The organism is Nocardiopsis suaedae (genome assembly GCF_027706745.1).
Lineage (GTDB): Bacteria > Actinomycetota > Actinomycetes > Streptosporangiales > Streptosporangiaceae > Nocardiopsis_A > Nocardiopsis_A suaedae.
The window spans coordinates 21,515-34,396 of record NZ_JAQFWP010000004.1 but is presented as its reverse complement, the minus strand read 5'-3'; the positions used below and the strand labels follow the sequence as shown (position 1 = coordinate 34,396).

Here is a 12,882-nt window from a genome sequence, read left to right as displayed (position 1 = left end):
CGCCTGCGGCGGCCACGGGGCCTGCGGCACCCACGGATCGTCCCGCACACCGGTGACGTCTCGGGCCGGGGCGGGGGACCCTTCCGAGGCGACGATATGCGGTGACGACGATATGCGCTCCCGGACCGGGAAAAGGCCGCTTTCGCGGGCGGGGGCCCCGAATGCGGATCAGGACACACCCGGGGCGTCCGCGGAGTCCGGTACCGTCCCGCGCCGTCCCGTGACGTCCGGTGGCGTCCCGCGCTGGGAGTCCTATCCTGTCCGGCACCGTTCCGTGCTCTCCCGTGCTCTCCCGTGCTCTCCCGCGCTGTTCCGTGGCGTCCCGCGGGTCCCGTGGGCCCCGCGCCGTTCCGCACCGCCCCGAGCCCGCTCGGGCGCCCGCTCAGGCCACGGCGGGGTAGGCGGTGGCCGTCCCGTCCTCGGCGAACCGCAGCCCCACCACGCCGTCGGTCAGGTCCGGCGCCGTGCCGGGGTCCAGCTCCAAGTCGTTCTGGAAGTCGAGGCTGTAGATCCCGGGGGAGCCGCCGTTCAGGCCCTTGTCGGTGTAGACGACCCCGTGCCACACGCCCCGGATGCCGGTCGGCACCCCGCCGCCGAAACCGGGGTCGTTCCACAGGCGGTCCCCGCCCTCGGCGGTGTAGACGTCCACCTCGGGGGAGGTACGGCCGCCGTTCCAGCACACGAGCATCGACTGCTCGTCGTAGCGGCACACCTGGTCGCTCAGGCGCTCGGTCCAGTAGACGACCTCGCCCGCCCCGGCGTCGACCACCGCCCACTCGGGGGCGGGCTCCGCGCCCGCCTCCGGCGGCGTCTCGCGGCCCACGAGGAGCCGGGAGCCGTCCATGGCGGAGATCCGCAGGGGGTGGGCCCACACGCCGCCCTGGCCGCTCTCCGCCTCCCACTGGCTCCAGCGGCGGGCGCCGTCGGCCGCCCCCGCGGCCGTGAGCACCCCCGTGGGACCGGCCGCGGTCTCCGCGCCCTCCTCGTCCCCCGTGGCCCGGGGCACCGACCAGCCGACGACGGTGCCGTCGGCGAGGGCCTCGGGGCGCATCCCCGAGTCGGTCCACAGGAGTTCGCCGTCGCCGGGGGAGAAGGCGACGGCCGTCCCGTAGGAGACCACGACGGCGTCGTCGTCGGCTCCGACCGCGAACACGTCCTCGGGGTCGGGCGGCGGGCCGCCGGGGATGTGCTCGGCCTGCCACAGCAGCTCGCCGTTGCGGGCGTCGGCGACCAGCACCTCCAGCCGCTCCTGCCGCACGGCGCTGCCCCGGCCGGGGTTGCGCGTCTCGAAGGCGCCCACGACCACGGCGCGGCCGTCGATCTCGGCGAGCACGGCGCTGTCCGCCCGGGTGTCCACGACCGGCTGGCGGGTGGGCACCGACCACAGGTCCCGGCCGCCTTCGGCGTCCACGGCGTGCAGGCCGTCCTCGTCGCCGTAGTAGACGGTGCCGCCGTCCATGGCGGGCCGCAGCGCGCGCCCCTCGGCGCGGGAGTCGGCCCCGAGGTCGATCTCGACGCCCTGGCCGGTGTCGAACTCCGTGGGCGGGTCGAACACCCGGTCCTCGGCCCCCTGCTGCTCGGCGGTCTCGCGGGGGCCGTCCGCCGCGGTGCCGGTGCAGGCGGGGGCGGCGAGGACGGCGACGGCGGCCAACAGGGGAGCGAACCGGCGGCTCGGCCGGGGCGAGGGCTCTCCGGTCTGCACGGAACACCTTCGGGCGGAGGGGACGGGACGTCGCCGACGGCTCCGGCGGCGACGCGGGGGCAGGAGTCCCTCACTCTAGAGAACTCCCCGCGATGCGTCGCGAAGCGGGTGCACGGAGCCGCGGCGGACCCGGCTATGGGCCCACCCAGTGGGCGGGGGAGGACTTCCCGATGAGATGGGACGACCGGGCGGCGTCCGCCGCGGCGGCGGACGCCCGGCGGGCGCGGTCGTTCCCTCTGACCTGCCCTGATGCCCATCAGGCCAGGTCAGTGCCCTTGTCGCCGATGAAGGCCATGGGGTGAGAACGGCCGTCGGAGGCCGCGTCCTCAGGAGTGGTGGAACGCTCGGCGGGCGCTTCCCGCGGACCGCCCCCGGGTCCGGCGGGATGCGCCTCGGGCCGTCGGCCCCGGTGCCGTCCTGAGGGGCGCCCGGGGCCCACACCGGGCGGTCAGACGCCGACGGTCTCCGCCGCGCGCCAGCGCTCGATGGCCTGCGTGCGGTTGCGCACGTGCAGCTTGGCGTAGATGTGGTTGATGTGGTTCTTCACGGTCTTCTCCGACACCACCAGGTGGTCGGCGATCATCGCGTTCGACATGCCGCCCGCCACGAGGCGCAGCACTTGGGCCTCGCGCTCGGTCAGGCCGCTGTCGGCGCGCAGTGCCGCGGCCGCCGCCGGGCCGCGCACGCCGATGATCGCGTCCACCTCGTCCTGCCCGGCTCCGGAACGGGCCACCGCCCGCACCGCCTCGGCCAGCTCCGGAGGGGTGAACGATCCGTAGACCAGCGAGGCGGCGGCACCCTGGGCCACCGCCTCGCGGACGGCCTCCCCGTCGCCGGGGAACGCGAGGAGGACCACCGGCGCCACCGCCGTCAGGTCCTTGATCGTCCCGGAGGTGGCGAGCGCGGGGATGCGGGCGCCGACCAGCGCGGCGTCGGGGCCGGTCTCCTCCGCGATCTTGACGGCCTCGGCGCCGCTCGCCGTCTCCACGACGGTGAGGCCGGACCCGCGCTGAAGGGTGCTGGCGAGGCCGGCGCGCAAGACGAGATCGTCGTCGGCGATGAGGACGGTGAGGGGAGACGAGAGGGTCATGGGGGCTCCTGGATCGTCGCTCGGGTGCAGCGTCGCTACTCTCCGCAGTCGGGCCGGACGGCGAGGTCCCAGGGTTCGGAACCCGACCGTCCGCGCGGGCGACGTTTGTGGGGTTGTGGGGGGTCTGTCGCGGGGGTTGCCGGTGTTGCGGTACTTGTGCCCCGGATTGTCCGGAGGTATGCCGCGCCGAGGCGTGACCGGAAGCGGCCGTCCCGAAAAGGTTCACCGAACCGTCGTGTGAGTACCGGAACCCGGGCGTGGCAGGCTACGTCCTACAGGATTGCGAATGGTCCGCCTACACGAGTCAGGACTCCCCCGAGATGCTCAACAGACGTGCACTGCGCATGATCGGCACGGTCGGCGTCGTGGCTCTCCTGGGTGCCGGGTGCACCGGTTCGACCGGTCAGGACGATCCGGAGGAGCCGCCCGCCGATCCGCAGCCCGCGGTGGTCGAGCCCGAAGGGCCCTTCCAGCGTTCAGGCGTTTTCGGCCTGGGCACGCAGTTCCGCGCCCAGTTGGAGATTTACGAGGTCGAACGGCGCGAGGACCGGACGGTCCTGCGCTTTGCCACCACGCCTTTGCAGGACGGAGAGCACAACGCCAAGGGGGGATTCGGAGGGGGCTTCCGGTTGGTCGACCCCGTGGGCGGACGTCTCTATGAGCAGCTTCCCAATCCCGCGTGGGAGGAGGGGGACACCGCCGATCCGGACGCCGATCCGGACGATTACGTACCGGAGAATCTCGGCAACGACCTGCCCGACACGGTCATGGGCGACGCCGTCTATGTCATGGAGGCGCACTTTCCGCCGGTGGCCGAGGAGGTGGAGGACGTCACGGTGGTGACCCCCGGGACCGCCGGGGAGTTCACCGGGATCCCGGTCACCTCCCCGGAAGAGGAGGACGGGCAGGGCGAGGAGGAGGAAGAGGAAGGCGCGGAAGAAGGAGGGGAAGAGGGGGACGAAGAGGAGGAGGGCGTTCGCCCCGGCGACGTCGTCGAGCTGCCCACCGTCGACTCCCCTCTTCCGGACGACATGGGGGACCATGTCGAGAACCTGTACTCGGTGACGGAGCAGGGAGGTGTCACGACCCACACGGGACGAACGGCCGAGCGGGTGACGCTGCGGACGGACGGGATGTTCTCCGAGGCTTCTGGTGACGGCGAGGACGACGCTGAAGAGCCCGCCGGCCAGGAGCTCACCGCCGAAGGACGCCAGGCCCTGGAGGGCGTCGCCGAGGACCTCGCGGAGCGGATCGATCCGGAGGAGCCCGAGGTCTCCATCGGCGTGCACTCCGACGGCGACGGCAAGGACGAGGACAACGCCCGGGAGACCGCGGAACGCGCCGACGCCGCGTCGGCTTACCTGACGGAGGCCTTGGGCGAGGACGTCTCGGTGAGCGCGGAAGGACACGGGAGCGACCGGCCGGTCGTCCATGAGGAGGGCGACGGCAAGCCCGAGGCGCGCGCGCAGAACAGTCGGATCGAGATCTCCTACAAGGTGCCGCCGCCCCCGGCCGGGGACGCGGCCGCCGAAGAAGGCGAGGACGGGGAAGGCGGCGGATCGGACGACGGTTCCGGCACGGGGGAGGACCCGAGCGCCGATGAGAGCACACCGCCCCCTGGGCCCGGCGAGGACGGCGAGGAGGCTGAAGGCGGTGGGCAGGAGGACGGCGCCTGGGGGCCGACGGAGCCCGCCCCGTACCGTGCCCAGGACCCCGATGTGATCGCGGACGTGACGGCCACCGTGGACGGGCAGGACTACCGCCTCCAAGTGATGCCGTTCTACCGGGACGGGAACTACATGGTGGCGAATTTCCTGGTCTTCAATAAGAGTCCGGAGCTCCTGAGCGAGGACGAGAAGCCGTTCGGGTCGGACCTGCTGCCCGGTTCCGTCTTCGGTTCCTTCTCGGCGGTCGACCCCGAGAGCGGCCGCACCTACAGTACGGTCCGGATCGGCGGGGGCGACACCGTGAGCGACAAGCGGAAAGGGCGCCGGTACCTGGACCCGGTCTCCTATCCGTATGCGGTCCGCACCAATGAGGAGAACCGCACGTGGCTCTATCTTCCGGCGCCTCCTGAAGGCGTGGGTTCGGTGACCTTCAACGCGGGAGCCTTCGGCGCCATCGAGGACGTTCCGATCGAATGACCGCCCTCGCGCGGGCGGTCCGGCCGTCCGCCGAACCGATGTGGGCCCAGCGCTCACGGATATGCGGAGGAGGGAAAAATGGACGACGGCTTCCATGCCGGTCGGGGACCCGCGAACGCGGGGCGGCCCGTGGCACCCGAATACGGCCGCCGTGTCGTGGCCCGCCTGATCGATGCGGTGCTCGCCCAGATCATCTCGATGGTCCTCCTCGTCATCGCGATGGTCGGCATGTTCGTCTTCCTCTTCACCGCGAGTCCGGACACGGTGAACGGCCCGGGATCGCCTTTCCCGTTCTTCTTGGCGGTCTCCTTCGCGGGCTGGTTCGGCTACGAAACCGTCTTTTTGAAGGCCTGGGGCGCGACCCCGGGAAAGCGGGCCATGGGCCTGCGCGTCGTCCCGCTGGTGACCGCACAGGGGGTGGACGCCGGCGGGCTCCCGTGGGGCAGTGCGGTGGTCCGGGCGGCCGTCTGGTCCCTCCCGCTCCTGCTGAGCTGGAACATCGCCGTCAACGTGCTCAGCGCGGTGCTGTGGCTGGCCAACGGCCTGTGGCCGCTGCGCGACCGTCCATTGGGCCAGGCCCTGCACGACAAGGCGGCCCGGACGCGCGTGATCGACGCGCACTGACCCGAGGCCCAGAGCATGGGGACCGCAGGCCCGGTCTGCGGCTTGGGCCCCTGGGCCCTGTACGCCCTGATGCCGCGAATCCTACGCTCGACAGCGTTTTCCCTCGTCATCCCCGAATTCGCGAAAGAGGGCGACAATGGCGCCACACCACCGCTCCCGCGACGACTCAGGGGCGCAGCTCATTCAGTACGGCGCCCTCATCGTCCTGGCGTCGGTCGTGATGGGCGCCCTCACCTTCATGCTCGCCCCCTCGGTGATGACCGTCCCCATCGGCCGCGCCGTCTGCGAGATGTTCACCAGCGACGGTGACTACTCCCACTGCGACCCCGAGTTCCGGCCGGACGAGTTCTACGAGCCGGAGCGCTGCATGGTGACCCGGGACGCGGAGGGCACCAGCCACGAGGTCACCGTGGTGGTCAGCGGCGAGGACGGCACTACGTTCATCCGCGAGGAGTACTCCGACGGCTCGGTCAAGATCACCGCCGTGGACGAGAGCGCGCTCAGGGCCTCGTTCGGTATCGGGGCCGATGTGGACATCGGCCCGATCTTCCAGGCCGGTGTGGGAGCCGACGCCGGTGTGGAGTTCGGCTGGCCGGGATCGGTGTCCTGGGAGTTCGAGAACTCCGACGAGGCCGACCAGTTCCAGGGCGACATCGAGGAGGCCGCCAAGAACGAGGCCGGCAGCGGCGACTTCACCGACTTCGAGACCTGGGCCGACGGCGACCACGACCTGCCCGAGCCCACCTCGGTCGGCCGCGACTACGAGGGGGGCCTGAGCGGCGAGGCGCACGCGGGCCTGTCGGTCGGCAACAGCGGCGACCGCAAGAAGAACAACGACGAGAACGGGTCCGGCGGCGACTCCGGCGGTGAATCCGGCGGCAACGGCGACCAGCAGAACGACGACGGCGGCTGGTCGGCGGACATCGGCTTCGAGCCGGGCTTGGAGGTCGGAGTGGGCGTGGACGGCGCCTACGGCAGCGAGGAGCACGCCGACGGCTCCACCTCCAAGATCTACAAGCTCAGCGGCAACGCCAACTTCGGGGCCGACTGGGCCGTGGACAGCTTCGAGCCCAGCGGCGAGCGGCAGGGCGCGCTGAAGGTCACCCGGGACGCCGACGGCAACGTCACCGAGGTGGTCATCAGCCAGACGACCACCGTCAACGGGGAGATGAAGGTCGTGACGACCCAGCTCCCGGTGGAGAGCGCCGAACAGCGCGAGGTCGTGGAGAACTGGCTCGGCGCCGTCCCGGGGGGCAACGCGCTCCCCATCACCTGGGATGCGATGATCCCCGACGAGCTCCCCGAGGACCCCGACCCGTTCACGCAGCTCCTGTACGAGGAGGCCAACGTGACCAGGGCCAGCTACGACCAGGAGATCGACCAGCAGTCCTACGGGGCCGACGTCAAGTTCATCGTCTCCCTCGGCTACTCCTACAACACCTACTCTGAGGACACCGATGTGAACACGGCCGAATACCTCGGCTCCCCCGACGGCGAGGGCGGCCGGGAGTTCGTCGAGTACGAGGCGTGCACGACCGGATGACGGACGTGCGGGACCGGGCCCGGGCATCCGCGTCGACGGGGCGCCGGGCCGGAGACCTGAGGAGGGACGGCAGGTGCTGAGCATGCGCGCGATCGCACGTCGGCGTTCGGGAGCCGCCGTGGCGGGGGCGGCGGTGGCCGCGGCCGCCCTGGCCCTGACGGGCTGCGGCGGGGCGGAGGACGGTGCCGCGGGCCAGGGCGGCCAGGCGGGCGGTGAGGACGCCGCGATCGACGCCCCGGAGGGATTCCAGGCCGTCGACGCCGACTGGCTCGCCTATGCCGTCCCCGACGACTGGGAGCCGGTCGAGGGTTCGGAGGAGGCCGACGGCGAGCACATCTACGAGTCGGTCGCCGCCATTGAGGGCGAGGGCGATGTGATCATGGCTTCCACACGCGTGATCCCCGTCGAGGGGGTCGGCCCCGAGACCCACGCCCAGCAGCTCGCCGGGAAGTTCGGCGCCGAGGTCATGATCGGCAACAAGATCGATGACATGCAGGAGGCGCAGGAGCACGAGGTCGAAGGCGCCGACAGCTCCGCCCGGAACGACTACTCGGTCGAGCAGTTCCGCATCGACTACATCGACGCCGACGAGGTGACCGACGTGTTCGTCGTGGCCGAAGGCCCAGACGGCGAGCGGCGGGGGGCGATCCTCCGGGTCATCGTCTCCGACGGCCACATCGGTGAGGATGAGCAGGAGACGATCGTCGACTCCCTGCGGGTGGCGTCGTGACGGCCGTGTCCTCCTCCAAGCCGACGGGCGTCCTTGGCCTGCTGCGTCCGTGGGCCGGAGCGCTCGCCCTGTGGGTCGCCGGGGCGCTCTCGGGCCACCGGATCATGATCGCGTACGCGGACCTGGACACCCTGATGTCCATGTGGGGACACCTCATGTGGGTGGCGCCGTCGAAGTTCGTCCAGCTCGCCCTGGTGGTCCTGTGCGCCGCCCTGCTCTACAAGGGGGACGAGGGCCCGAGGACCGGGAGGTACCTCCTCGCCGTCCTCGGGGTTCCCGTGCTGGTCCTCGTCCAGGACGTGGGCTTCCTGGTGGCCGACAGCGGACCGGACTACCTCTTCTTCGCGCTCCGGGAGGCGGCCGCGGTCGCCGGTGCAGGGGTCGGCTACCTCGTGGCTTCGCGGATCCAGGCGCGCAAGGGCGCCGCCGACCCCTTCTGACGCGCACCCGGTCCCGGCTCGCACCACCGCCCCCGTAGGATGCTTGCCACTCCGAGATCGCGGCAGAGGAGGACCGGCGTGGGACCGTGGGTTCACGGAAGAGGCGCGGCCGTCCGATTCCTACCGCTCGCGGCGGGGCTCGCGTTGGCGGCCGCGGGATGCGTGAGCGTGCCCGAGGACGGAGCCGTTCCCGACAGCGGCGCCGGAGGGACGGAGGAGGCCTCCGCGGGCGGTGGTCCCGTCAATGCCGAGAGCGGCGGGGCGCCCGTCATCGACGTGGGGGCGGTCCGCACCGAGGCGGTCGAGAACGACACGGTCGAACTCGCCACCCGTCCCCCGGCCGAGGGCGACGCGGCCGATCAGGCGGGGGAGGCGCTGTCCGAGGGGGGCCACGGCGGCGACTGGCGGGCGGTCGTCAGGCTCACCTACACCTCGGCCTCACGCGAGAACGGCGCCCTGGTCGTCGGCGCCGAGGGGGAGTACCTGCACGACGAGGGCGGATATGCGCTGCACGCGGCCGACTTCACGCTGCTGACCCCTGTCCTGGGGGCGGCGCCGGATTCCGGGGACGGCTTCGAGCGCACCCCGGCGGCCGGGGACGAGGTCCTGGCCGAACTCGCCCCCGGCGATGCGCGCCCCTTCTCCCTGCGGTTCCCTGACGCGCCCGAGCGTCCGTCCGAGGAGGCCGTGCAGATGGTGGAGTACACCACCCCTGCCGAGGTGTGGGGGCACAGCACCGGTGGGGACTACACGCCCGGACGGGTGTGCGTGGTCGACGACGCCGACGGCGGCTGGCACGACCTCCCGCTGTTCGAGTACACGGACTACCCCTGCGGGTGAGCGCGCGGCGCGGCCGGGTCAGGTGCACTGGGCGTAATCCGTCGTGAAGTAGGCGCCCTGGGCCGTCGAGTAGCACAGTCCCACAGGGCCGGGCTGCGCCCCCGAGATCTCGGGGGTCTGGTAGACGAGCAGCCCCGTCTCCGGGGCGCCGGGGAACACCAGGGTGTTCTCGTTGGGCTCCTGCTCCATCGGGTAGTCGACCTGCGGTGTGTACGTGAACGGCTGGGAGGGGTCGATCCGCTCGCCGTCGGCGACGACGTAGAAGTTCGACTGGTCGAACGAGGGCACCTGCTGGCGGACGCCCATCGACTGGCCGTTCACCGTGATCTGCACGCCGTCGGGGCCGGATACGACGTTGTAGACGTTGGCGTACAAGGCGGCGACGGTCGGGGTCGAGAACACGCCCATGCTGCCGTCCGCCGCCCCGACTTCGGCGGTGGTGCTGACGCCGTTGTCGGTCGCCTGGTCGACGGCTTCGGGCGGCGGGCCGGAGGGGGTGTCGCCGTTCTCCCCGCCGTCACCGCCGTCGGTGTCCCCGGTGCTTCCGCCGTCGCCGGCGCTGCTCCCGCCGTCCTCGCCGCCTCCCGCGTCTTCGCCGGTGGAGCCGCCGCCCCCGTCGGCCTGCCCGCCGTTCCCGCCGTCACCGGACAGGGCCTCCAGGGCCGTGGGCGCGGCCACGGCCGCGGCGCCCGCCAACGCGAGCACGGCGACGACGGCGACGGCCGCCGTCACGCCCCGCCCGAGGCGCTTCGGGTTGCGCGCGGGCGCGGGGACCGGGGTCTTCATCCCCGTCCACACCTCGCCGAGCATCGCCTGGACGCCCGCGACGGGTGCGGCCGGGGTGCTCCCGGACCACAGCTCCACCAGCGAGGACACCAGCCCCACCGCGTCCGGCCGCTCCTCAGGGGCCTTGGCCAGCGCGGCCCGGACCAGCGGCAGCAGCGGTTCGGGCACCCCCTCGATGTCGGGCTCGCCCTGCATCACGCGGTAGGCCAGGGCGTCCACGGCGCCGGTCCCGAACGGCTCGCGCCCCGTGGCCGCGAACGCCAGCAGGGCGCCCCAGGAGAACACGTCCGAGCGGCCGGTGACCTCGTGGCCTGCGCACGCCTCCGGGCTCATCCACCCGGCGGTGCCCACGGCCCCGCCGGTCCTGGTGAGCGCGGTCTGGTCCACGGCACGGGCGATCCCGAAGTCGACCAGCTTGGGGGCGTCCGGGCCGAGGATGATGTTGCCGGGTTTGAGGTCCCGGTGCACCACGCCCTGGGCGTGGACACGCGCGAGGGCATCGGCCAGACCGACGCCCAGGCCCAGCAGGTGGTCGCCGGTCAGGGGGCCGCGGTTGCCGGTGTAGGTGCGAAGGGTCGGCCCGGGGATGTACTCGGTCGCCAGCCAGGGCAGCTCCGCCTCGGTATCACCGTCGAAGAAGCGCGGGATGCACATTCCCGACGCGCGCTTGGCGAGCTCGGTCTCCCGGGTGAAGCGCGCGCGGAACTCGGCGTTGCCCGCCAGCTCCTCGCGGACGGTCTTGACCGCGGCATGTCCGGGCACGCCCGGCTGGTGGCCGGCGTAGACGGCGCCCATGCCCCCGCTGCCGATGCGCCCGTCCAGGGTGTACGGGCCGATCTTCCGCGGGTCGTCACGGCGCAACGGGTCGAAGCGCTTGGGGGTGAGGGGGGAGGTGTCGCTCATGGCTCGCTTGTTCTAACGGGTCGGGAGGCGGGGAAGGCGGGGCGACGAGCCGGGACGGACGTCAGCCGCAGGGCAGGAGGGGGTCGAAGGCGGGTCCCTCGTACTCGGCGTTCCAGGTCGGCCCCTCTTGGAAGCACACCCGGGAGATGTCCTCGGCCGGCTGGAGCGTGTAGCCCCAGACCTGTTCGGGGAGCAGCAGGTCCAGATAGCGCAGCCCGTCGTACTCGGCCGGGTCCGCCTCGGGCACGTCGTTGACGGTCAGGGTGAACTCCTGGCGGGGTTCTTCGGCGGTCACCTCGGCGACGGCGGCGTCCGGGTCAGGGCGCCACGCCCCCTCCCACCCCCGCGGGTCGGCGTCGTAGGCGGGGCCGTCGCCCTGCATGTTGAAGTCGACGACCGCGTAGTCCCCGCCGAGGATGCGGTAGCCGCCCTCGTCGGCGAGGTATTCGGCGGTGCCGGAGACGACCAGGTCGGCCCCGTCGCGTTCGGCGGTGCCGTAGTTCAGGCGCAGGAAGGGGATGGGCCCCGCCTGCCCTGAGCGCCGCACCGCGAGCTCCACCGTATCGGGTTCGGGGACCTGGAGGTCGAGCCCCGAGACCGGGCCCAGGTCCGGGCCGCCGGGGACGGCCGCGTCGGCGCCCCCGACCGGGCCGCTCACCCCGGTGTCCCCGCCTTCGCCGGAGTCGCCGCCGTTCCCGTCGCCCCCGTCGCCTCCACCGCCGTTCCCGTCGGCGGCCTGGCCGTTCGCGCCTCCGCCGGAGCCGGTGTCCGACCCGCCGCCGGTGCCGCCGCCTCCGCCCCCGGCGGAGCGGTCGGAGGCGAGCCACACGGCTCCTCCGGCCGTGCCGCCCAGGACGAGGGCCATCGCCGCGGCGGCGGGCACCAGCACCTTCGCCGAGCGCCACGCGGGCCGCCGGGGCGCGGTGAGATCGATCCACCCGGTGGTGTCGGCGTCCGGCGCGTGGACCTCGGTCCAGCGCTCCTGCAGCAGACCCGGCAGGACGCGGGTGGCCTCCTCCGCCGCCGGGGCCGCGCCGGTCCATGCGCCGGTGACGGCCTGCAGCGCCTGGACCGCCGTGGGCCGCCGACCCGGGTCCTTGTCCAGGGCGGCGGTCACCACCGGCAGCAGCGCCTCGGGGACCCCGTCCAGGTCGGGGGAGGCTTCGAGGGTGCGCACCGCCAGCTCCTCGGCCGACCCGGTGCCGAACGGGCGGCGCCCGGTGGCGGCGAAGGCGACGAGGCCGCCCCAGGCGAACATGTCCGAGGAGGTGCCGGGGGCGGCGCCGCGGTACTGCTCGGGGGCGAGCCAGCCGGGTGTTCCGTACAGCTCTCCGGTTCGGGTGATGGCCGATTCCTCGACGGCGCGGGCGATGCCGAAGTCCAGGACCTTGGGGCCGGAGGGGGACAGGATGATGTTCCCCGGCTTGAGGTCGCGGTGGACGATGCCCGCCCCGTGCACGGCCTGCAGGCCCTCGGCGATCCCGGCGGCGAGCCCCATCAGCAGGTCCCCTTGGAGCGGGCCGTTCCGCTTGACGTGCGCGCTCAGGGTGAGGCCGGGGATGTACTCGATGCCCAGCCACGGCCGCTCGCCGGACGTCTCGGCGGAGATGAAGCCGGGGACGCAGGTCCCGGACACCCGGCGCATGAGGTCGACCTCGCGCGTGAACCGGGCCCGGAAGGCGGTGTCCGCGGCGTACTCGCGGTGCACCACCTTCAGGGCGAGCGGCGCCCCCGAGGCGTCCACGGCGGCGTAGACGGCGCCCATGCCTCCCGCGCCGAGGCGTCCGACGATGCGGAAAGGGCCGACATCGGTCGGGTCGTTCGGGGTGCGCGGGTCCACACCGGCGGCGGCGAAGCGGTCCTGGGCCGTCTCCACGTGCGTTCTCCGTGTCCGTTTCGTGGTGAATGCTGCGGAAGGTCCCCCGCGTGGGGAGGGTACACGGACACTGTGACGCGGACCGGCTCCGAGCGGTTGTGACAGAACGGCCACAATGCGGGAAGCGGAGCGAGAACCAGCGCATCGGCCGCCGGGCCCGTGCCTCGAGGGCGGTGGGAGCCGGACGGCTGCCCGGGGCGCCGG

Annotated in this window: 10 protein-coding genes; 6 read left to right on the top strand and 4 right to left on the bottom strand. The window is 72.9% G+C overall.

Annotation, left to right across the window (positions count from 1 at the left end; genetic code table 11):
• Positions 1-382 precede the first annotated feature (382 nt).
• Entirely contained in the window at positions 383-1,702 is a 1,320-nt protein-coding gene (locus tag O4U47_RS03435) for an outer membrane protein assembly factor BamB family protein (protein ID WP_270676044.1), read from the bottom strand.
• Positions 1,703-2,150: 448 nt separating this feature from the next.
• Positions 2,151-2,792: a response regulator transcription factor gene (locus tag O4U47_RS03430; protein ID WP_270676043.1), complete on the bottom strand. Its 642-nt coding sequence runs from the start codon at positions 2,790-2,792 to the stop codon at positions 2,151-2,153.
• 320 nt (positions 2,793-3,112) lie between these two features.
• Between O4U47_RS03430 and O4U47_RS03425 the strand changes: the two genes are divergently transcribed.
• From O4U47_RS03425 to O4U47_RS03400, 6 genes are all read left to right on the top strand, one after another.
• Positions 3,113-4,936, top strand: coding sequence for an OmpA family protein (locus tag O4U47_RS03425; RefSeq protein ID WP_270676042.1), 1,824 nt, complete (start codon positions 3,113-3,115; stop codon positions 4,934-4,936).
• A gap of 129 nt (positions 4,937-5,065) precedes the next feature.
• Complete coding sequence (locus O4U47_RS03420; RefSeq protein WP_270676041.1) at positions 5,066-5,560, top strand: RDD family protein; 495 nt, start codon at positions 5,066-5,068, stop codon at positions 5,558-5,560.
• A gap of 136 nt (positions 5,561-5,696) precedes the next feature.
• Complete coding sequence (locus tag O4U47_RS03415) at positions 5,697-7,103, top strand: hypothetical protein (RefSeq protein WP_270676040.1); 1,407 nt, start codon at positions 5,697-5,699, stop codon at positions 7,101-7,103.
• An 82-nt stretch (positions 7,104-7,185) separates the two neighbouring features.
• Positions 7,186-7,833 carry a hypothetical protein gene (locus tag O4U47_RS03410; RefSeq protein WP_270676039.1) on the top strand — a complete coding sequence of 216 codons (648 nt, stop codon included), beginning with the start codon at positions 7,186-7,188 and terminating at the stop codon, positions 7,831-7,833.
• Positions 7,830-8,273, top strand: coding sequence for a hypothetical protein (locus tag O4U47_RS03405; protein ID WP_270676038.1), 444 nt, complete (start codon positions 7,830-7,832; stop codon positions 8,271-8,273). Before O4U47_RS03410 ends, O4U47_RS03405 begins: the two co-directional genes overlap by 4 nt.
• A gap of 168 nt (positions 8,274-8,441) precedes the next feature.
• A complete protein-coding gene (locus O4U47_RS03400) occupies positions 8,442-9,113 on the top strand; it encodes a hypothetical protein (RefSeq protein WP_270676037.1) in 672 nt (223 codons plus the stop codon).
• An 18-nt stretch (positions 9,114-9,131) separates the two neighbouring features.
• Here O4U47_RS03400 and O4U47_RS03395 read toward each other — a convergent pair whose 3' ends face one another.
• Both O4U47_RS03395 and O4U47_RS03390 read right to left on the bottom strand, forming a co-directional pair.
• Positions 9,132-10,802 carry a serine/threonine-protein kinase gene (locus O4U47_RS03395; RefSeq protein ID WP_270676036.1) on the bottom strand — a complete coding sequence of 557 codons (1,671 nt, stop codon included), beginning with the start codon at positions 10,800-10,802 and terminating at the stop codon, positions 9,132-9,134.
• 61 nt (positions 10,803-10,863) lie between these two features.
• A complete protein-coding gene (locus O4U47_RS03390) occupies positions 10,864-12,678 on the bottom strand; it encodes a serine/threonine-protein kinase (protein WP_270676035.1) in 1,815 nt (604 codons plus the stop codon).
• Positions 12,679-12,882: the final 204 nt, after the last annotated feature.

Excerpts from the sequence above, each read along its gene's own strand:
- O4U47_RS03430 (WP_270676043.1), bottom strand. The coding sequence starts at position 2,792 with ATGACCCTCTCGTCTCCCCTCACCGTCCTCATCGCCGACGACGATCTC.
- O4U47_RS03425 (WP_270676042.1), top strand. The coding sequence starts at position 3,113 with ATGCTCAACAGACGTGCACTGCGCATGATCGGCACGGTCGGCGTCGTG.
- O4U47_RS03415 (WP_270676040.1), top strand. The coding sequence starts at position 5,697 with ATGGCGCCACACCACCGCTCCCGCGACGACTCAGGGGCGCAGCTCATT.
- O4U47_RS03410 (WP_270676039.1), top strand. The coding sequence starts at position 7,186 with ATGCGCGCGATCGCACGTCGGCGTTCGGGAGCCGCCGTGGCGGGGGCG.
- O4U47_RS03395 (WP_270676036.1), bottom strand. The coding sequence starts at position 10,802 with ATGAGCGACACCTCCCCCCTCACCCCCAAGCGCTTCGACCCGTTGCGC.